Raw genomic sequence first — 21444 nt, 5'->3', positions numbered from 1 at the left:
ATCATCATGATTGCGCAAGAGCACAACGCCGAACCGAATAATCCACTCGGTATCGATGGTATCGAATTTGTTGAGTATGCAACTGCGCAGCCGTTGGCGCTCGGTGCGCTGCTCGAAAAAATGGGGTTCGTATCAACCGCACGTCACCGCTCACGTGAAGTTACCTTATATCGACAAGGCAGCATGAATGTGATCGTCAATGCCGATCCGCGTGCTTTGCCGCAATCCGACACTGATTTGCAAACCACAGTAATCAGCGCCATTGGACTACGTGTGCGCGATGCTGACCTCGCGTATCGTCATGCGATCTCAATGGGTGCATGGGCAATTGAAACCCGAGCTGGCGTCATGGAACTGAATATTCCCGGAGTGCATGGCGCTGGCGACTCAATTTTGTATTTCGTGGACCGCTTTCGTGATTTTTCTATCTATGACGTCGATTTCAAACCAATTCCGAATGCGCCGGTTAATCCGCCCGCGATAGCTGGGCTGCATTTCTTCGGTGTTGTCCAGGCAATTGGCCGCGACCGGTCGCCTGAATGGATTGATTTTTATCAGCAATTAATGGATTTCAGGCCGCTGCCGCAAGGTCACTATTTTGGGGTCTTGCCTAAAGGAACCTTGCTGGAAAGTCCGTGCCATCAATTTTACTTGCAGTTGGTAGAGCCGCCAGAAGGCGCTGCCGGATTGCAATGGGATGAACAATTGATTCGGGTTGGTTTAGGTGCGGCAGATGTACTCGCTGCGGTGAGAGAACTGAAACAACGTGGAATTATTTTCATCGATCGCGAATCGACGCAGTCGAGCGAAAAGGGTGCGTTGACACAGTTATACAAGAGCGGCATCAGTTTTGAACTCGTTGTCAGCAATCTGGAGAACGACCATGCTTAATATTTCCGGTACTACGCGTATTTTTCCTGTCATTGGCTGGCCGGTAGAGCAGGTCAAAGCGCCCGCGCTATTCAACGCCTATTTTGAGAAACACGGCATAGATGCGCGCGTTATTCCCCTTAAAATTGCACCTGATTCGTACATGTCGGCAGTTCGTACGCTGATGTCGATTGAAAACGTGGGTGGCATTTTTGTGTCGATTCCGCATAAGCCGATGAGTGTCGATGCAGTGGATAAGCCCACCTCTCGCGCCTTGCTGGCTGGCGCTTGCAACGCGATTTTCAAAGCGGACGATGGTAAAACGTTAGTTGGTGATTTGATCGATGGCGAAGGTTTTGTCCGTGCTTTTGACCGCACTTTAAACGGTGCAGCCTTTGATTGGGCAAGGGCTAAAGCGCTAGTTGTCGGAAGCGGCGGTGTCGGCTGTGCCGTCGCGGCATCTTTGGCAACACGTGGCATTGGTCACGTTGCAATTTACGATACGCGTTTGCCGCAGGCCGAGGCACTGCGAGAGCGCTTGCAGCAAGCATTCCCCGCAACGGAGGTGGTAATCGGCACGCCGAATGCCGAGGGATATGATCTGGTGGTCAATTCAACGCCATTAGGGATGAGCCCTGACGATCCGTTGCCAGTCGATTTAAGTCAGGTTTCGGCATCCTGCATCGTCGCTGATTGCGGCATGAAGACCGAAATGACGCGCTTATTGATCGAGGCGCAGCAACGTGGCTGCCGTATCCAGAAAGGCCGTGAAATGATGATTGAACAAGCACCTTTATATCTGGAGTTATTCGGCTGGCCTGGCGTATCTTCGGACGCTTTCCGCGCGTTGGAGGCAATATGAATCTCAGCAATTTCGGGATGGACAGCATCACGCTGGCTGGTCCGTTGGAATCGAAATTGATGGCGTCCAAGGTCGCCGGATTTTCGCAGATCATGCTGTGGGCTAAAGATTTGGCCAGCCATCCGGGTGGCGTCAACGAAGCTGTGCGTCTGGTGAAGGCGAGTGGCGTTCGTGTCACCGGCATTCAGGTCATGCGTGATTTTGAAGGGTTATCTGGCACACTGCATGAATACAAACTCGACATCGCCAAAAATTTATTACAAATGTGCAAAGCGGTCGGCGCCCCCTTGTTGATGGTGTGTTCGAGTACTTCTTCGCATGCCTCGGGAGACATGTCCCTGATTGCCCGCCATCTGGCTAAGCTGGCAACCCTTGCAGTGCCGTTGGGCGTCAAGATTGGTTATGAAGCATTGTCGTGGGGCCGTCACGTTAATCAATATACACAGTCGTGGGAAGCGGTTGAAATGGCTGATCATGCCAATCTGGGCGTGGTGATTGATTCGTTCCACATGCTGGCAAATCAAGCTGACTTTGATGGACTTGAAGATATTCCAAGCGACAAAATCGCGATGGTGCAACTATCGGATTTTATGTGGCGTGATATTCGCAGCGCAGAAGAACGCCTGGAAACAGCCCGCCATTTGCGCGTATTCCCGGGTGAGGGCGCGCATTCCCAAGAGTTGTCCGATCTGCTGCGTCGACTGGACCGAGGCGGCTATCGTGGCGACTATAGTTTTGAAGTCTTTAACGACGATTATTTGCAACTATCACCGGATATCGTCGCTCGCCGCGCGCATCGTGCTACCAAGTGGGTGACTGATCAAGTGCTTCGCCGCAGCCTTCAGGTCCGACAGCCAACGGCTGGCCATCCAACCATGGCTTAGTTATATCGCAGTACAAAATAGCTGAACAAAAAAATAATGCAGCTTTAAAGGAGACAGTATGACAGCAGGTCCAAAATCCGTTCTCGTCCTCAATGGACCGAACCTCAACCTTCTAGGTAGTCGTGAGCCGTCAGTCTATGGCGGCCAGACCTTAGCCGACGTCGAAATTCTTTGCCGCAACGCCTGCGAAGAGCATGGCTTTGCGCTCGATTTTCGCCAGTCCAATCACGAAGGCGTATTGATCGACTGGATCCACGAAGCAGGTATTGCACAGGCGAATGGCGATCTCGCCGGCGTGATATTTAACGCCGGCGCTTATACCCATACCTCTGTAGCGTTGCACGATGCGATCAAGGGCGCCTCGGTGCATCTGATCGAATTACACATCTCGAACGTCCATGCGCGCGAAACGTTTCGGCATCACTCGTGGTTATCGGCAGTTGCGCACGGAGTGATTCTGGGCTTTGGTATTCAAGGTTATGCGTTGGCGATTGCGGCGCTTGCCATGCAGCCTGCCGCAGAATTTAAACGCTGAAGTAAAGCATTGACCGCTGGCGCAGTCGTTTAGCTGTCGGTATGGCTGGGTGCTGTCGCTTGAAAATTAGAGTGCCGCCATTGATTTAATGCATTGAACTACGGAGGCCCCTCGCTTCGGAAAATCCTTGAGGGGAGAACTGGTGTAACGCCCTTTTGGGCGTCACCTACACAATATAAAAATGAACTATTTGGGAGATGTAATGAGGAAAAAAATTGCTGTCGCTTGCTGTTTCGCAGCGTGCTCAACCTTCGCACAAGCACAATCAAATGTAACAATCTATGGAGATGTTGACCAATACATCGGTTACATCCATAGCAGCAGTGGAAAGAGTGTCATCGGTCTGAATGACGGCGCTATTTTGCGAAGCCGTCTCGGCTTTCGTGGTGTCGAGGATCTTGGTAACGGCTATCAGGCTAAGTTCACGCTAGAGCAAGGGTTCGGTGCCAATACCGGTGCATTGGCCGATGCGCCGCGTCTTTTTGATCGTCAGGCATGGGTCGGTATCAATACACCAGCGGGTGAATTTCGTATTGGTCGTCAGAACACCATCATATTTTTCATAGGTGGTGCTATTGATTACACCGAGCGGACCACTTTCGGCTCAATCATCAATACATTTGGCGTTCCATCGCGCTTCGATAATGACATCTCGTACAAATCTCCGCGTCTTGCTAATTTTCAGTTCGATTTGCATTACGCATTGACCGAAACCGCAGGCGAAAGTATTGGTACGCGCGGCGTTTATCAAGCCGGTGTTGATTACACCAATGGCCCTTACCGTGCCGGTTACGCTGGGTTGTGGGCCAAGCCGCTAGCGAATGCAGCGTTCGCAGACGCGGTGGTCTATCACAATGTCTATGCCGATTACGACTACGGCAAAGGTAAGATTTATCTTGCTTACGTGCGCAGTAACAACGTGACGGCGAATGCAAACGGTAATAATGCAACCGCTATCTTGAGCAATGTCAGCATCCCGACTAACGCGTTTGCGGGTAATAATTCAAGCGTATTGCGGATGTATAACATTTACCAGGTTTCGGCTGATTATCGTCTGACTCCACAGTTACGTATCGGCGCTTTGTATGGCGTCATGAAAGATACCTCGAACGGAAATTCGGGCGCGCAGGGTGGTAATGTCGGTGTTTATTACGACATGTCCAAGCGAACTACGCTCTATAGTTTTGCTAATTACATGAAGAACGATACTAACGCCGGTTTCCGGTTTAGTAGTTCTGCTGGTCCAACGGCGAACTTGGCCGGTACCGATATCAATGGCAGGAGTTTGGTGGGCCTGCAAGCTGGCATTCTGCATCGGTTCTAAGGTTTTCACTTTGAGGACGCATTAAAAGAATTCGTTCTTTTAATGTGAACATTATCTACAGATCATGGAGGACGACATGTCTACATCTACGCTTTCGCAACAAGCCAGCGCTAAAAGCAGCGCTGGCGAAGAACAGAAATCAACCACGCGCTCACCGCGTAAAGCGGCGTTCGCCAGCTGGATCGGCAGCGCGGTTGAGTATTACGATTTTTTCATCTACGGCACTGCCGCAGCGCTGGTGTTCGGAAAAATATTTTTTCCTTCATTTGACCCTGTGACGGCCACTGTTGCAGCGTTTGCGACTTTTGGGGTTGGTTATGTGACACGGCCAATCGGTGCTGTTTTATTGGGGCATATTGGCGACAAATATGGTCGCAAAAAAGTGCTTACCTTTACCTTGTTGTTAATGGGCGTGTCGACCTTTATGGTGGGTTTGCTGCCGACCTATGGACAAGTCGGTATCGCGGCACCGATCATGTTGGTGGTTCTGCGTATGTTGCAGGGATTGTCTGCGGCCGGGGAACAGGCGGGTGCCAATTCAATGACGCTTGAGCATGCTCCGGCGCATCGACGCGCATTTTTTACCAGTTTTACCCTGAGTGGAACGCAGGCGGGTCTGATTCTGGCGACACTGATCTTCCTGCCGATTTCGGCATTGCCAGAAGACCAGTTGTTGTCCTGGGGATGGCGTATTCCCTTTTTCCTAAGCGCGATTGTGGTAGCGGTGGGTATGTGGGTACGTCGAACTTTACCCGAGACACCGGCATTTAACGAGGAAGAGAAATCGCATACGCAGGCTAAGTTGCCGGTTGCAGTGCTTTTACGTGACCATAAGGCAAACCTGATTCGGGTGATTTTTGCAGCGTTGATATCGGTGGTCAGCACTATTTTTAGCGTCTTTACCTTGTCATACGCGGTCAACACTGTTCACATCCCGCGTGCGACGATGTTGACGGTTCTCGTTCTGGCGAATGTGTTAGCGCTTGCGGCAATTCCAGCCTTCGCGATGCTGTCTGATCGTATTGGCCGTAAGCCAGTGTTTCTGTTCGGTGCGCTAGGCTCAGCCCTCCTGATTTGGCCCTACATGTGGGCACTTAGTCATGCCAATATCCCGTTGATTTTTGTGATCGGCTTGCTCTTGTCGGGTGTTGTGTACAGTGCTGCCAATGGCGTATGGCCATCGTTATACGGTGAAATGTTTAACACCCGTGTTCGTCTGTCAGGCATGGCAATCGGTACCCAGATCGGCTTCGCATTAGGTGGCTTCGCACCAACCATCAGCGCAGCTATTCTTCGGCCGGGTGTGGATGGCTGGATTCCTGTCGCGGTGTTTGTAACGATCACCTCGGTGATTTCGGCAATCTCCGTTGCGACCTCACGCGAGACCTTCCGCACGCCGATGAGTGAGTTGGGCAAGGTCTAAATATCTGCTGCGCTGGCTCTTCCGCGTGCTTTGCGACGCGGAAGAGTGCGTGATATAACGACCATTATTGGATACGCAGATGTCGTCATTTGTTTAAAAACTATTTATAAGTACGCTGCCACATTTTCTAGCTGGTTAGTATTGACGTTGAGCGCTGTGCGCAACATAACGCTCGCGCAGCGTCTCCAGCAGAGGCGCTGGTAATACTTGGATTACCCGCGTGGAGGTGAGTGTTGCCCCAGAAACCCACCGCTCACCTCACGAAGTGATTTCAGTATTTTCGTGCATAATCAAGGCAGTCGCTTGCCGCTGAACCTCTTAAATCGCAGCGTAACGCCGGCTCTTAATCATGCGATTGGGTTGAAAAGAATCGCATCATTTCTCGCGAAGCATCAGGACCTTTGCCATCGGTATATGTGCCACTCTTATTGCCACCGGCCCAGGCGTGTCCTGCACCATGGATCATCCAGTGCTCAGCGATCGACCGTCCTCGAGCGTCGTGATGCGACGTTCGCGTGTAACGATGTCCATTCGGCACTTGATCTTCTTGAACGATTACCACTGGCTTAATCGGTTTGGATGCATCGTATTTGTTATTACGCTGGTTAAAGATCACTTCAGGTACGCTCTGCGCCATCAGTTGCTCGCTATTTTGAGGACTGACCGTCGCATCTTTATCGCCATGAAAAACAATGATGGGAATCGATTGCAAGCGTGCATCAGCATCGTGCTTATGTTTTGAACCCGAGATCGGCACGTTGCCCCTCATTGCCGCAAGCGCGGACGGCAAGTCATGTGCGGCTGCGTACGGTAAACCTGAATGCACGCCGACAGCGGCATATAAATCGGGATAAGTGGTTCCCATGATAATCGCCATTGCGCCGCCCGCTGAAAGTCCGGCTATGTACACTTTGCCAGCGTCGAGTTTATAGTCATTAATGACCGTTTGAGTGATGCCTGCAATGATGGATGGCTCACCTTGATCGCGTTGCTGGTCTAGGGCCTTGAACCAGTTCCAGCACTTTGCAGTATTTGCTGCCTGGGTCTGCGTTGGATAGACCACAAAGCATGGTGACTCTTCAGCCACAATATTCATCCTGGTGCCGCTTGCAAAGTCGTCCGGATTTTGGGTGCAGCCATGCAACATGACCATGAGCGGCATGGCTTGACCGTGATAAGAAGATGGAATGTACAGTTTGTAATTGCGTGTCCCGGCGTGATTGGTGAACGACTTGGTTAAAAACTGGCCATTTGCGGTGGCCTTACCGGATTCCAGCTCTTCAGGGCTAAGCAAGTCTCCTTCGGCGTCTTTTTTGCCAGTATTTATATTCCCGTACGCGGCCGGAATACCTAACCGATTCAATAGGTCAGACACAAAATTTGGTACCGTAACTGATGCATCACCAATGTCTGATGTGGCATTTTTGTTAGGCATGGCGTTTGACACAGGCGGTGTTGCACCGTGGGGCTGACCAGGTAAGGTCTGGAGCGCTTTTTGAATTGCAGCGGTTGCCTCTGAGGCTCCGTCGGACATTAGCTTACGGGTTGCCTGGCGCAGTTGAGCGCGTAAATATTCAGTCAGATTCATGGGAGCCTTTCAGATCGACATAATTAACAGATAATTAATTGACTTTAATGGATACGTTGGGCGAGCGCTGCTTTTACGGCAGGGCTTGCATGGAATGCACCCAAAACAGAAATGGATGCGATAGTTGCCAAGGCTAATTCTGCGGAGACGTCGGCAGCAATAGTAGCTAGCCCGAGTACTTGAATGTGCAGTGTTTGCCCCGCGTCTCGTAATGCTTCAAGATCCGCGCGGGAATACGTTTGCAAGCCAAGAACCAAGCTCTTGCGAGCGACAGTTTGTTTGACTGTATCGGCATGGACTGCTAGTTGATTGCGGATCGCGGTACGGATCAAATCAGTTCGGTTTGAATAAAACCCTTCCTGGACTAATAAGTCGATTTGTCCTAAATCGATTAATCCAAGATTAATAGTAATTTTTTCACTTTCACTGATTTTCGGCTTTAACACTAATACGCTCATAATACCTCCGCATGACATCCATATGCCATCTATATGGATGGTATTTTAGGTCGTAAACGATGTTTGTCAAGTTAAAGGCGCATCCTTAAGCATAATTTTATTTAATCTATGCACGTTTTTTGGATTAGTTCGGCCTCGATTTAACAGGAACATCCAGGCCTTTACTTCACTGCCAAAATGGAGAAACGATTAGCTGGCCTGAAATCAGCAACTAAAACGACAATAGAGCGCGATAAGTCATTTGGAGGAAGGGAGGAGCGCAGCGTGCGTCAATCGTTGAAGCATGACGTTGACGAAAGCCCCGATGCTGTGGGATGTTTAATCCGGGGCATAAATATTGTATGCGGTGCGTACGTTAAGGAACGTGCGCCAAAGTACGTAATTGAATTATCTGCGTGGTTTCGGCATCATCGCTAAAATCGAAATCGGCCGCGTTGGCGGCCGAGATATTACTTGTTTCAGTTACTCAGTTACTGATCGGTCGTTAACCGTGATGCAATATTAAGCAGTTTTTTTTGCAGCTTGGGACAACTGGGTCGTTGCTTTGGCAACATTCGCTTCAACTGTTTCCACTGCTTGCTTAGTGGTTTTAGAGAGTTGTTCGTAACCAGCATTTGCATTGCTGACGACCGATTTCAACATGGCGACAGCATTTTCAGAACCGGCTGGTGCGCTTTTGGCGACTTCTTCAACCAATGCAGTCACTTTGCTTTTTGATTCAGCAATTTGCGCTTCAGCAGCTTGCGTGAGGTCAGCTTTGACGCTTGAAGCGATTTCGGTCAAATGGCTGCTGTATGACGCGGCTTTTTCAGCGTTCAGTTTAGCTTGTGAAGCGATCAAAGCGAAAAATGCTTGTGGATCTTTTGCTGACAATAATTGTTTTGTCGCAATGCTTGATTCTTCTGCATACGCTTTAGCAGCTGCGATATTCAGTGCAATTGCTTTTTCGCTGCTTTCCATGATCTTGCTTACGAGTGCACTAGAAGTGGCAAACTGGGATTCAAAGGCGGCTTTGGTTGCAGATGAGAATTTATCTAGATTCGAAAACATAAGAAGCTCCTGATGGGTCAATAATGAGGTTATGCAGGTATCCGAGTAAATGGTGCACTGCAACAATTCATATTTTACCCGAAGAATAAAGGATGTCCAGCTTTTTTTTAAAACTTTTTATGAGATAAATCAATACCTGAGAAATCAGTTTTTATGAGGCAATAACCCTTGCTTGGCGTTAATGTCCCTCGATCAGCTTAAGCGCTGTTGGCCGCCGAATCGAATATGCATGTCCCGACCGTGAGCTAGTCAGGTATCTGACGACTTCGGGTTTGGCGAAGGGCGGGTGACAATCGGTTCGTTGCGCTTGGTGAGACGGACGCGGTAGAAGCTAGTCAACAAGTTGTAGCCGGGCAAGTAACGGACTTCCCCCCCCCGGGCAGCTAGTTCTCTCCCAAGTCACATTTGTGCATTTGATAACGCAAAGTCAATACACAATCTATACCTCGCAATATACAAACAATTATGACAAATACACAAGGCCTGTGTAAGCTGCATTAATTGCAGTTAATGCAACAATAAGCTCAAGAAATGGGGAATAGTTTTCATGCCACGCAACCTTCTGACGAGAAAAGCGCTCCAATTACTTAAATAGCTTATAGGTTGAATTTCAACGTGAATGTTTATACGTATGACACACCAAAAAATGACGTAACCATATTAAGGAATATGATGGTGTTACATCAATCCCGCAATCCGGAGCCGATGGTCTATACAGCTTTAGGGACCTTCTTCACCGGCTTATTAGCGCTTGTTCTAGTTGGCGATCAGGTTGAGGCTACATTCGATGCCGGGCGCTTGGCAATTTTTGGACTCGGTATCGGTGCCGTACTAGCCACTGCAATATGTCTGACTCTCAAGAGGACTTTTTTTCATATTCTTGGCAATGGTACAAGGTTAGCGATTATTGGTTTGATGTGGCAAGGAGTTGTGCTGGTCACCTGTGCTTTCGCTTTTTATTCAAACTATCTCATGGCCGACGAACCGGTTCGACTTGAGCAAATGCCCGTGTTAAGTAAGCAAGACGGCAAAGGAGCGACGCAGCATTGGTACGCTTTGTCAGTGAAAGTAGCGGGAAATAATGAACGTATTTATGTGTGTCATGACATTTGGAAAAATATAAATACCAGTCAGCATATATATAGTGCGCCGGTATGGATGGGGTTATGGGGATTTCGTTTTACGTCGACGTCTCATTGCAATTGATATCTCGTCGTTTGCTTGGATTGATTAGGCAGCGAGCTGACCTGTCGATACTTTCTGGAGTGCACCCGGATAGCCCAATTTAGCGGTTTGCATCATTTAAACGCCTACTTTTGTAAGACTTTAGAAATTAAGGGTACCAGAATCGTCTCCCGGTTCAACCGCGTGAAATGGTCATTCCAATCTGTTCTTTGTGTTTGTCACGGCCATCTTGTGTGCGTCGTGACGACACCATGGCTGACGCATGTGAGAGCGGCCGTCTTCGATAGCTAAGCAAATAAGATTGCTGACATTAAATTGCCGTAATTCAGCATGGCGCGATGTTTGCTAGTTGTTATCGAAGTACACGGCATCGCGTTCGCAACAAGGAAGCTTTATTAATTGCTTTTCCTGTTGGACCCGCCATTTCGATGACTCAACCTGATTTACCTAAATCTATAATAGGAGACACCATGCATTTGTCCACAATCGCCCTTGCCGTTCTTAGTGCGTCCATCATTGGTTTAAATCCCGGCAGTGCCATGGCGCAATTTACGGGTGACAGCGTCAAAATAGGTGTCATTGTTGATAAAACCGGTGTCTACTCCGGGATTGGAGGCCCAGGAGGGGTCGCCGCGGTAAAAATGGCAATTGATGATTTCGGCGGCAAGGTATCCGGCAAACCGATTGAAATGGTTTCAGCGGACTACCAGAATAAAGTAGACATCGCCGTTGCACGCGCATCGGAATGGGTCGATCGCGATCATGTTGATATGATCATCGAGTCGACCGACTCTTCTGCCGCTATTGCATTGCAAAAATTGGGGGCAATTAAAAAGAAAGTGATGTTATTTGCCGGATCGGCGTCAACTGTGCTGACCAATCAGGAGTGTTCCCCATATGGCGTCCACTATGTATATGACACATACGCGCTGGCAACCGGTACGGGCCGCGCTATCGTAGAGTCAGGCGGCGATACCTGGTTTTTCCTGACTGCTGATTACGCGTTCGGAAAATCGATGGAAAAAGATACGAGTCAGGTCGTTAATGAAATGGGAGGGAGAGTCTTAGGCTCGATTAAGCATCCACTTAACGCCTCAGATTTTTCTTCGTTCTTGCTACAAGCTCAGGCTTCGAAAGCCAAGATTATCGGTTTTGCTAATGCTGGCAGAGATACGCAGAACGCGGTACGTGGTGCCGTTGAATTTGGCTTGACTAAGGGTGGCCAAAAGCTGGCAACCCTGTTAATTTTTGACACAGACCTGAAAGGCATGGGCCTGCCTCTCGCGCAAGGACTGTTGTTTACCACGGGTTTCTACTGGGATATGAATAATGAAACCCGTGCATGGTCTAAGCGTTTTTACGCACTGCAACAAAAGATGCCGACGATGGTTCAAGCCGGTATGTATTCCGCGACGATGCATTATTTGAACGCGGTTCAGGCGGCAGGTACTGACAATGCGGAAGTAGTGATGAAAAAAATGAAGGCCACCGAAATCAATGATTTTTTTGCGAAGAAAGGCCGGATTCGCGAAGATGGTCTGATGGTGCATGACATGTATCTGGCAGAAGCCAAAAAACCGTCGGAATCCAAGTCTGACTGGGATCTGATGAAAATAGTAAAAACTATTCCAGGCGATCAGGCATATCAGCCGATGAGTGAAGGATCTTGCGCACTGGTGAAAAAGTAATTGTTGTAGCCCTGGAAAAATAATTGCCAGGTTTTGGATGAGGTCCTCCCAAGGAGGGCTGGCTAAATGAATGTCCCGGATCAGCATGACTGCTGATCCGGGATAAACGTGACCGACCTGAGGTGCGTGTCGGATTGATCGGCCAGGTTAGGTTGGGTAAGTCATTAGCTGCACCGTTTGTTAAATTCAAGTAAGCTCCAGCAGCTCTGACCATTTTCGCGTTCGCTAAAATCACGTTTCATACTTTGCATCGAGTTAGCTTAAAACTGCTGTCCTGACCTTCGGCTTCAATTCTTTGTTCGCCTCCGTGGTAAGAAAATGCAACGTCACTGCCACCACTATGCGCTGCCTGTTTGCTGCTTAGCATCCTCAGCTATCCATCGTGAACAATTAAACACCTCGCAGACTGGTAAAAATAGCCTGGCGCAACCCTGGTGCAATGCGTCGCTCCACGCAATTCCTCCCTCCACGCAATTCCTCCCCCGCTAAGATTCCCTTCGTTCACTTGGCTGCGACCTCACGATGGACATTGCACCCGGGCCTTATTCGCCAGGCCCTGCCAGCCATACCGCGAAGCGCTCATTTGAACCGATGGACAACAAACTTTCGGAACAGCGTTGTTGACCAAAATGTCAAGCGAGACAAAGCGGTCAACGGTGACTTTTATGGCCTGCGCCACTTCGTCGTAATGGCGCACGTCGGCTTTGCTCGACACTGTCTTTTATTACGCAGTGTAGATATGTTCTGAGAACAGTCGCAAGGAGTGCGACTCAATTTGATAGATGCTTTTTTACACGGTGCCGATATCGAAGTGTCTTCAGTACGCACTGCTGTGTTTTCCAAATGAACAAAATTGCGCGGTGGCATGCGGGGGGAAGTCAGATTAAAGAACATCGGATAAACAATGACAGGGAGCGGGGTTATCCGTTTTCCCTGGCACGTGGTTTGCATAAAGGTCATATGGCACAATTAAGTGCCATGCAAGGATCCCAGCAATGAATACCCGTAATAAGTCGCTGGTGAGCACGACAATGGAAGGTTCGGTGCCGATACAGACACGAGTGGCTGAACGGCCGAAGCCTCACTACAGTCAAGACGAGATTTGAAACTGGAGCTTAATGTGGTCAATGCAGTAGTTAAACAAGCACCAAATCAAGCGGCAAAAGAAGCCGTAAAAGAAATTCAACATATCGGGATCATCGGTGCCGGTGCCATGGGGCGTGGCATCGCACAGGTATGCGCATCGGCTGGTTGCCAGGTCAGGTTATTTGACAGTGTGGAGGAAGCCGTAGCGCGTGCCATCGCGTTTGTGCGCGAAGACCTGGGACAGGCAGTAGCGAAAGGTAAAATTTCCGAATCCGATGCGGCTGCCGCACTTAGTCGTATTTTGCCCGCCCATGATGTGAAGGAACTGGGCGATTGCGAGCTGATAGTGGAAGCTATCCTAGAGAATCTTGACGCTAAGCAGAGCTTGATGCGGGAGCTGGAAGCGGTGGTCAGGCCGGAGTGCATCCTTGCTACCAATACGTCTTCACTTAGCGTGACGGCGATCGCGGCAGCTTGTGCGTTGCCCCAGAGGGTTGTCGGTTGGCATTTTTTCAATCCCGTGACCCGCATGAAGTTGGTAGAGGTGATACAAGCGCCGCGTACTAAGCCTGAAGCGGTGCAAGCGTTGGTAACGCTTTCGCTGCGCGTGGGCCATCGCGCTATTGTTACCTCTGATTCACCCGGATTCGTAGTCAATCATGCGGGGCGCGCGTTTGTCACGGAAGGACTGAAACTGTTAGCTGAGCGCGCCGCCGAACATCCGGTTATCGATACCATCTTGCGCATGTGCGCGGGTTTTCGAATGGGACCGTTCGAGTTGCTGGATCTCACCGGTCTGGACGTTTCGGTTCCCGTGATGGAGTCTATCCATAGCCAATACTATGGCGATGACCGGTACCGTCCGGTGACACTCGCTCGCACCCGGTTGCTGGCCGGTCTCTTAGGTCGAAAAAGCGGTCAGGGTTTCTATAGTTATCAAGAAAAAAATATCACACCGCAATTAGTATCGCAACAAACCGCGGCGGCGGCCACAGTCGCTGTCTGGTGGCCGGAGAACAGTCCTGTCACGCCACCGGATTCGCTTCTTGCATTGCTTCAATCTGTTAGTCGAGTGCACGATGCGAGCGAGGCCGACGTCATTCTGCTGGCACCATTAGGCCGCGATCTTTCTACAACCGTTGCGGACTTGCAGCTTGATCCGTCTAAAGCAGTCGCAATCGATCCGCTTTTTAGTGGAAAAACCGGGGTCACACTGATGGTTAGCCCGGGTACCGCTGCGGCTACTGTCGACGCGGCCCGTACCATTTTCGCCGCACAATTGATTCCGACGTTTGTAATTGCAGATTCACCAGGTTATGTTGCGCCGCGCGTTATCGCCTGTATCGTCAATCTTGCGTGCGAGATGGCGCAGCAAGGGGTTGCATCGCCTGCTGATATTGACGTCGCTGTGCGCCTCGGTCTGGGCTATCCGGCCGGGCCATTCGAGTGGGGTGATCGCTTGGGTGCAAAACACATACTGGAAATCCTTCAGGGATTGCATGCCACATTCGGCGATCAGCGCTACCGCCCATCACCATGGCTCGTGCGGCGTGCGCGCTTATCACTGTCGCTGACCGCGCCAGACCGCGTGGGCTGAACATCTCGCTCCCTGACATCGCATCCTTTGTGCTTTAGTTCATGCGCCGGCGAAGACAGGCTGTCCTTACCGCAGAATAGTCGCATTTTGGGCGCAAGATGCTGGAATGGGTGTGAAGTTAAATTGGAAGTAATGTTTGAGTTTGATTATTAACGCAGGGACAGACATTAACGCAGAGACAGGCTTGAGCAGTTGTAAATTGCAAACTATGTACCATGAGTCTGGTGTAATTAGCCGCTATATCTCTCACTCAGATTGTCCATTGAAAGGACACGACGGCATCGCGGTGTCCGCATGACATGCACTTAATCATTCATGCTTGCAGAAAACCCTTTTTTTAGGCCAATAAAGCTAAATAGTGGATTTCATTACCTGGCTGAGTTGTGGGGTGGTCGGTTCGGCATGATCGTCCAGATCCATTTCGAACTCAAGCCGCATGGACCGGGGTTTGTGCGTCTTGCGGACAGTCGACTGTATGACGAGTATTTGGCGCGGACAGTAAAGCGGAAAAACACATGTTTGCGATTTGTCCGCAGCTTTCAAAAATGGATTTGCTACGCGTAGCCTGACGACCGTTTGACGAATAGTCGGGCATGCAATTTGCTGTTAGCCTAAGCATGACAACGTAAAAACGATCCACCGCATGCCAGCACTGCCGCCGGAACAGCCTGAATCAGAAGTGCCGGCGCAAGTGGGAATGAGCATAGCGAAATAAACTTAGCGAAAATCAATGCGTTGCGCAGTGCAGGTGACATCTGACCATTCAATTCAAGTCTTAAATAAAAGGAAATAACGTGGAATTTCAGGAAATTACTTACGAAGAAGACGGTCCAGTCGGAACCATTACCCTGAACCGCCCCCATGACGGCAATATGTTTACGCCGCTGATGTGCGATGAAATTCGTGATTGTATCAACGCCATCCGGCGCGAGACCCGGACCCGGGTCATCGTGCTGACGGGCGCCGGAGATAAATTTTTTTGCACCGGCGGTAAGAAGGAAGGTATGGAAGACACCCAGCTGTATGCCGGTATGTTACCCACATTGGATATGTATGAAAGTATTGACCGGCTGCAAAAACCGGTGATCGCTTGTGTCAACGGCTATGCGGTCGGCGGCGGTAACGTGCTGCAGATGGTATGTGACATGACGATTGCTAAGGAAAGCGCCGTGTTCCGCCAGGTGGGGCCGATGGTCGGCAGTTTTGATGCCGGTTATGGCACCTGGTATCTTGAAGATCTGGTCGGTAAGAAGCGGGCTAAAGAAATCTGGTTTCGTAATCCGAAGATGACAGCGCAGGAAGCGCTGTCGATCGGACTGATCAATAAAGTAGTCCCGGATGCGATGCTAAAGAAAGAGACCCGCAAGATGGCGCTGGAAATCGCCGATCGCGGCGCATTTGCACTGGCTTCTATCAAGGCTGCGTTCAATGCCCGCCATGGTGGCGTGAGCGGTCTTGCGCGCATGGCGCATGACTTGTTGCTCCCAGGCTATCTGGACAGCGAAGAACATGCCGAACTGGCGTCTGCATTTGCGGAGCGGCGCAGCCCTGACGCGTCCAAATTTGGCCAATGATTCCTTGCAAAGAAAGCTGTCATGCAGAATGTTTTAACATTACATAATCCGCAGCAGGCGCGCGAGTATTACATGGCAGGGATCTGGCAGGGTGACACTCTGTACAGCCTGGCCGAAAACCATGCAAGTACGCGTCCGGGTTCATGGGCGCTGCGTGATACCGAGATCCGTCTGACCTGGCGTGAACTGGTGGATTGGGCCGACAGCGTGGCGCAAGGTCTGGCTGAGGCCGGTTTGCACGGCGGCGACCGGGTCGCGGTCTGGCTGCCCAGCCGGGTCGAGTCAGTCGTCGTCTTTCTTGCCTGTTCACGCAACGGTTATGTGTGCGTGCCGTCGCTGCATCAGAATCATACCGTGGAGGAGATCGCGGTCCTGCTTGAGCGGGTGCAATGTCGGGCATTGTTCGCGATGCCAGGTTATGGTGCTGATGCATCGGAGAATTCAATTTTTACGCGTGCATTAACGATGCCGTCGATAAAAACTGTCTTCTCGGTATTACCATCTCATGGCGTGAAATGGATGCTGCCTGAGAAAAGCCGGTCCTTTCCGAAGCCTAATGCGGCATCGGTTTCATCACCTCCCGACTTGAATCCCGACAAGGTCGCGTATCTGGCATTTACGTCAGGTACTACCGGCATGCCGAAGGGCGTAATGCACAGCGATAATACGCTGCTTGCTAATGGTCGAGCGCTTGCCAGTGACTGGCATCAGGGACCGGACACAGTCATCTTGTCGCTCAGTCCGGTCAGTCACCATATCGCTACGGTTGCGTGCGAGCAGATGCTGGTGACCGGTTGCGAATTGGTGCTGCATTATGCGGGAACGGGTAAGTCGGTATTGGACTGGATTATTGAGACCGGTGCCACTTACGTGATGGGCGTCCCGACGCATGCGATCGATTTGCTGGCTGCGCTGCAGCAGCAAGGCTTACAGCATCTGGGAAAAGTAAAGACCTTTTATATGGCGGGGACCTTGATCCCGCGCAAAATTGCCGAGCAATTTTTGACGCTTGGGGTGGTGCCACAGAATATTTACGGAATGACAGAAAATGGATCGCATCAATATCCATTGCCTGCGGATGAAATTGATACGCTGGTGGCTTCCTGCGGTCGCGCCTGCCGTGGCTATGAGGTGCGTCTGTGGAATCAGGAAAATCCGGATATCGAAGCTGAGCCAGGACAGATCGGCGAAATCGGCGGACGCGGTGGCTTGCTGATGCTCGGTTATTTCAATAATCAAGAAGCGACCGAAAATTCATTTAATGCCAGTGGATGGTTTCTCAGCGGTGACCTCGGTCAATTCGAAAAAAACGGCGGCTTGCGTCTAGTCGGTCGGAAGAAGGATTTGATCATACGCGGTGGTCACAATATTTATCCGGTCAATATCGAAGAGTTGGCGCAGCGGCATCCGGGCGTTCTGAAGGTAGCGGTGTATCCGGTGTCGCACGAACGTTTGGGCGAGCAGGTTTGTCTTGCCGTTATCCCGCGTGATGGTGTCGCACTGCGTGCCGATGAGGTCTTGAAATATCTCCTCGATTCAGGGCTTTCCAAGTATGACTTGCCTGAGCATTTCATTGAAATGGACGCCTTTCCGATGACGACGAGCGGTAAGGTACTCAAGCGTGAACTAATCGAACTGACGCGTGCCGGTAAATTGGTCCCGCAAGCAGTGAGAGAAATTGCAAGCGCCGGTCAGCCTTTAGCCGGTAAGTCTTTAATCAGTGAAGGAAAAACGGCATGACTATTCAATTAATCTATCAGGAATCATGTGCGATTTTGCAGATAGATCGGCCGCAAGTCTTGAACGCACTGAGTTTCGACGTGCTGCGCCAGATTAGCGCGGCGATCGATCAGGTCGCGGCATCCGATGCGCGTGCATTAGTGATTGTCGGTAGCGGTGAAAAAGCCTTTTGCGCTGGCGCCGATATTAAAGAATTGCAAGGTCGCGGCCTGCTGGCGCAAAAGCAAGGTGCAGAGCTAGGCCAAAGCGTGATGGCCAAACTGGACCGGCTGCCGATTCCATCGATTGCCGTTATTCATGGCTATGCGTTTGGTGGTGGATTGGAGTTGGCAATGGCGTGTACTTTTCGGGTTGCAACGCCAAAGGCAAAGATGGGATTGCCGGAAATTAAGCTCGGGCTGATCCCGGGTTATGGCGGCACTCAGCGCCTTCCACGTTTAGTCGGCGAAGCCAAAGCGCTTGAAATCATCCTGTCTGGCAAGACCATAGACGCGGTCGAAGCAGAGCGCATTGGCTTAGTCAATCTGGTGGTTGAAGCGGCTGACCCGATTACGATCGGTTGTACTTACGCGCAGCAATTTATCGGCTTTAGCCGCTGTGCGCTGTTGTTTGCCCGGGAGGCTATTCAGCGCGCATTAGCGTTGCCGCTGATCGACGGTTTGCGCATCGAATCGGACTTATCAACGCTGGCCTTTCAAACCGCCGACGCACGTGAAGGCATGCAGGCCTTCGTTGAAAAGCGGACTCCTCATTTCAAGGATGAATAAGCCATGAAACAGTCTTGTATTATCGTAACCGGTGCCAGTCGTGGAATCGGTGCGGCAATTGCCGAAAGTCTGGCGGAGGCTGGCTTCATGGTTGGTTGCCTCTCACGCTCAGGCGACCTTCCGCATCGGCCCGATGCTTCGGAGCAAGCACGCCAACGTTGGTTGAGTGCCGCTTGCGATGTGACCAATGCTAGCCAGGTGCGAGCGGCCATCGCAGACATTCAGTCTCGGTGCAGCGTCCCGATAGCCGGGCTCGTGAATAATGCCGGCATCCATATGGAAGGCAAGTCAGCGTCGCTTCCATTGGAGGAATTTGACAAAGTAATGCAAACCAATGCCAACTCGGTAGTGATAGGCAGTCAGAGTGTGTTTCCGTATTTGCGCGAGCAGGGCGGACTGATTGTCAATATAGGTTCATTTTTTGACAAAATGGGCGTTAAGCGCAACCTCGCTTATTGCGCCTCCAAGGCCGCAGTCGGCGCGATCACGCGCTGCCTGGCAGTCGAATGGGCCTCCGTTGGTGTGCGGGTACTAAACGTCGCCCCCGGCTATATCGTTACCGACCTTAACCGCGCATCTATGTCGGAAGGTCCGCTGCGCACATTTCTTGAAAAACGCATTCCAAACGGGGCGCCCGGCACAGCTGATGACGTAGGCGCACTGGTCGCCCTCTTGTTTGCCATGCCTGGCGGATTTATGTCCGGTGAGACAATTTATATTGACGGCGCGCAAGGCGTCGCACACTAAAAGAAGGACGCGCTATGAATGTGCTGGAAAGATTAGATAATCGCTTACCTCTGAGCGAAGATGAAAAAATGATTCTCGATAGCGTGCAAGCACTGGCACGTAAGGAGATTGCTTCAAGAGCAGCGGAAGTCGATGAAAGTGGAGAGTTTCCTTGGGATAATGTCCACGCCATCAACCAGCTTGGTCTCAACGCGATGTTCGTTCCGGAAGAATATGGTGGCGCACCGCTGTCGTTCACCTGCTATCTGGCATGCGTACGGGAAATTTCCAAGGCGTGTGCTTCCACTGGCATCATCTGGGCCACTAATTTTCATGCGATCAAGCCATTAATCGAGTTCGGCAATCACGAACAGAAATCGCAGTTTCTGCCAAAGATTGCAGAAGGAGCGCTGGCCGCTCTTGCCATCACCGAATCATCGGCGGGCTCGGACGCGACTGGTATGAAAACCTCGTTCCGTCCGGATGGCGACAACATCGTCATCAACGGTAGCAAAATTTTCATTACTAATGGTGACGTTGCTGACCAGTATCTGCTGTTCGGAAAATGGAGCGAAATTGACGATCCAAAGGCAGCGATCTCAGTGTTGATCCTTGAAAAGGGCACGCCAGGGTTAAGCGTGACCGGTACAGAGAATAAGATGGGCACACGTGGCTCCAGTACTGCTTCGCTGGCTTTTGATAACTGCCGTGTGCCGCGCGCCAATCTTCTTCAAAATCCTGGCGATGGTCTGAAAATACTATTTGGCTCGCTAAATCGTTCTCGCCCTAGTGTTGCGGCGCATGCGCTGGGTATCGCGCGCGCGGCTTTCGAGGATGCGGTGGCTTACATCAACGAGCGCAAGCAGTCCGGCAAAAAAATTATCGAGTTTCAGGGGATTCAATTTTTACTTGCCGACCTCGCTGCAGAGCTGGTGATGTGTGAATCCTGGTTGTGGCGTGTAGCAGCAATGGTCGATTCCGGAGAAAAAGATTTTGGTACCGAGGCATCGATATTAAAGATGCGCGCCAGCGATGCAGCGATGCGCATCGCCACCGAGGCCGTACAGCTATTGGGCGGCTATGGTTATTGCAAGGATTATCGCGTTGAGCGGCTCATGCGTGACGCTAAAATCACCCAGATTTGGGAAGGTACCAATCAGGTACACCGTCAACTCATTGGCCGTAGCTTTCTTTTGAAATAGGAACAAACATGACAGTAATTAAAACCGTCGGCGTAGTCGGCAGCGGCACCATGGGAACCGGCATCGCGATTGTAGCCGCTCGCGCAGGCTTTCGTGTCAAGGTGCTCGATACCAGACAGGAAGCATTGGAGCAGTCGCGTCAGCAGACGCTCGCCTTTCTAGAAAAATCAGTGCAACGCAAGAAGCTGGAACCGGTTCAACTGGAACAGATCATGCAGAACTGGTCTGGCAGCACTGATGCAGCAGGTATGGCGGATTGCGATATTATTATCGAAGCAGTATTTGAGGACCTGGCTGTCAAGCATCAATTGTTTCAGCGATTGCATGCGGTTTGCCCGCCGCACACCATCTTTGCTTCGAATACGTCGACCATCTCGATTACCGAGATCGCAGGCGGTTGTGGCCGTGATGATCGCTTTGTAGGGATGCATTTTTGCCTTCCTGCACAATTGATGAAGCTGGTGGAGATGTCAGCTGGCATGAACACCAGCGAAGAGACATTTGCTGCAGCCTGGGAGTTTAGTAAGGCCATGGGGCAAAAGCCTGTACGGACTCAGGACACGCCCGGCTTCATCCTGAATTATTTTTTAATTCCATATCACAACGATGCTATCCGTTTAGTTGAGCAGGGCGTGGCCGAGGCGGCCGATATTGATCTGGCTATCAAGACCGCGCTGGGCTATCCGATGGGACCAATGGAGTTGCTTGATCTAGTGGGTCTTGATACGCAACGGCTGTTATGTGAGGCGATGTACGGGTTGACCAACGAACCGCGGGCAGCCTGTCCGCCGCTGGTCAAACGCATGATCGCTGCTGGCCGACTTGGCAAAAAATCCGGTAAGGGCTTCCTCAACTATACCAATACTAAAATGTTCGGAGCTTGAG

Annotated in this window: 19 protein-coding genes; 15 read left to right on the top strand and 4 right to left on the bottom strand. The window is 50.8% G+C overall.

From position 1 onward, the window contains the following. The first annotated feature begins 6 nt into the window (after positions 1-6). From ACXX82_RS23385 to ACXX82_RS23360, 6 genes are all read left to right on the top strand, one after another. The gene (locus tag ACXX82_RS23385; protein WP_458563809.1) at positions 7-891 is read left to right on the top strand and encodes a 4-hydroxyphenylpyruvate dioxygenase; all 885 of its coding nucleotides are present in this window, start codon (positions 7-9) and stop codon (positions 889-891) included. Next, positions 884-1732, top strand: coding sequence for a shikimate dehydrogenase family protein (locus tag ACXX82_RS23380; protein ID WP_322238850.1), 849 nt, complete (start codon positions 884-886; stop codon positions 1730-1732). Before ACXX82_RS23385 ends, ACXX82_RS23380 begins: the two co-directional genes overlap by 8 nt. Continuing rightward, entirely contained in the window at positions 1729-2616 is an 888-nt protein-coding gene (locus ACXX82_RS23375; protein WP_458563808.1) for a sugar phosphate isomerase/epimerase family protein, read from the top strand. Before ACXX82_RS23380 ends, ACXX82_RS23375 begins: the two co-directional genes overlap by 4 nt. A gap of 58 nt (positions 2617-2674) precedes the next feature. After that, positions 2675-3151 carry a type II 3-dehydroquinate dehydratase gene (gene aroQ / locus ACXX82_RS23370; protein WP_458563807.1) on the top strand — a complete coding sequence of 159 codons (477 nt, stop codon included), beginning with the start codon at positions 2675-2677 and terminating at the stop codon, positions 3149-3151. Between the two features lie 202 nt (positions 3152-3353). Next, a complete protein-coding gene (locus ACXX82_RS23365) occupies positions 3354-4475 on the top strand; it encodes a porin (protein WP_458563806.1) in 1122 nt (373 codons plus the stop codon). Positions 4476-4551: 76 nt separating this feature from the next. After that, complete coding sequence (locus ACXX82_RS23360; RefSeq protein WP_322238842.1) at positions 4552-5898, top strand: MFS transporter; 1347 nt, start codon at positions 4552-4554, stop codon at positions 5896-5898. Positions 5899-6241: 343 nt separating this feature from the next. Here ACXX82_RS23360 and ACXX82_RS23355 read toward each other — a convergent pair whose 3' ends face one another. From ACXX82_RS23355 to phaP, 3 genes are all read right to left on the bottom strand, one after another. Beyond that, the gene (locus ACXX82_RS23355; RefSeq protein ID WP_458563805.1) at positions 6242-7486 is read right to left on the bottom strand and encodes an extracellular catalytic domain type 1 short-chain-length polyhydroxyalkanoate depolymerase; all 1245 of its coding nucleotides are present in this window, start codon (positions 7484-7486) and stop codon (positions 6242-6244) included. Between the two features lie 44 nt (positions 7487-7530). After that, positions 7531-7944, bottom strand: a complete 414-nt coding sequence (locus ACXX82_RS23350) for a ribbon-helix-helix domain-containing protein (protein WP_322238838.1) — start codon at positions 7942-7944, stop codon at positions 7531-7533. Positions 7945-8445: 501 nt separating this feature from the next. Then, positions 8446-9015: a TIGR01841 family phasin gene (phaP, locus tag ACXX82_RS23345; protein ID WP_458563804.1), complete on the bottom strand. Its 570-nt coding sequence runs from the start codon at positions 9013-9015 to the stop codon at positions 8446-8448. A 648-nt stretch (positions 9016-9663) separates the two neighbouring features. Between phaP and ACXX82_RS23340 the strand changes: the two genes are divergently transcribed. Further along, positions 9664-10200 carry a hypothetical protein gene (locus ACXX82_RS23340; RefSeq protein ID WP_323518685.1) on the top strand — a complete coding sequence of 179 codons (537 nt, stop codon included), beginning with the start codon at positions 9664-9666 and terminating at the stop codon, positions 10198-10200. 449 nt (positions 10201-10649) lie between these two features. After that, on the top strand, positions 10650-11867 hold the full coding sequence (locus tag ACXX82_RS23335; protein ID WP_458563803.1) for an ABC transporter substrate-binding protein: 1218 nt from the start codon (positions 10650-10652) through the stop codon (positions 11865-11867). A 517-nt stretch (positions 11868-12384) separates the two neighbouring features. Here the strand turns inward: ACXX82_RS23335 and ACXX82_RS23330 are convergent. Next, positions 12385-12582, bottom strand: coding sequence for a hypothetical protein (locus tag ACXX82_RS23330; RefSeq protein WP_322238830.1), 198 nt, complete (start codon positions 12580-12582; stop codon positions 12385-12387). A 405-nt stretch (positions 12583-12987) separates the two neighbouring features. On the opposite strand from ACXX82_RS23330, the gene ACXX82_RS23325 reads away from it, so the two are divergent. From ACXX82_RS23325 to ACXX82_RS23295, 7 genes are all read left to right on the top strand, one after another. Then, positions 12988-14550 (top strand): 3-hydroxyacyl-CoA dehydrogenase, encoded by a 1563-nt coding sequence (locus tag ACXX82_RS23325; protein WP_416186830.1) that lies wholly within the window; start codon positions 12988-12990, stop codon positions 14548-14550. Positions 14551-15344: 794 nt separating this feature from the next. Beyond that, the gene (locus ACXX82_RS23320) at positions 15345-16124 is read left to right on the top strand and encodes an enoyl-CoA hydratase-related protein (RefSeq protein ID WP_458563802.1); all 780 of its coding nucleotides are present in this window, start codon (positions 15345-15347) and stop codon (positions 16122-16124) included. 21 nt (positions 16125-16145) lie between these two features. Then, on the top strand, positions 16146-17864 hold the full coding sequence (locus ACXX82_RS23315) for a class I adenylate-forming enzyme family protein (protein WP_458563801.1): 1719 nt from the start codon (positions 16146-16148) through the stop codon (positions 17862-17864). Then, a complete protein-coding gene (locus ACXX82_RS23310) occupies positions 17861-18631 on the top strand; it encodes an enoyl-CoA hydratase/isomerase family protein (protein WP_458563800.1) in 771 nt (256 codons plus the stop codon). Before ACXX82_RS23315 ends, ACXX82_RS23310 begins: the two co-directional genes overlap by 4 nt. 3 nt (positions 18632-18634) lie before the next feature. Further along, positions 18635-19378, top strand: coding sequence for an SDR family NAD(P)-dependent oxidoreductase (locus tag ACXX82_RS23305; RefSeq protein WP_322238823.1), 744 nt, complete (start codon positions 18635-18637; stop codon positions 19376-19378). A 14-nt stretch (positions 19379-19392) separates the two neighbouring features. Next, on the top strand, positions 19393-20559 hold the full coding sequence (locus ACXX82_RS23300; RefSeq protein ID WP_322238821.1) for an acyl-CoA dehydrogenase family protein: 1167 nt from the start codon (positions 19393-19395) through the stop codon (positions 20557-20559). Positions 20560-20567: 8 nt separating this feature from the next. Then, a complete protein-coding gene (locus ACXX82_RS23295) occupies positions 20568-21443 on the top strand; it encodes a 3-hydroxyacyl-CoA dehydrogenase family protein (protein ID WP_322238819.1) in 876 nt (291 codons plus the stop codon). The last annotated feature ends 1 nt before the right edge of the window (position 21444 follow it).

The organism is Glaciimonas sp. GNP009 (genome assembly GCF_054343755.1).
This window is presented reverse-complemented; position numbering and strand designations above follow the sequence as displayed.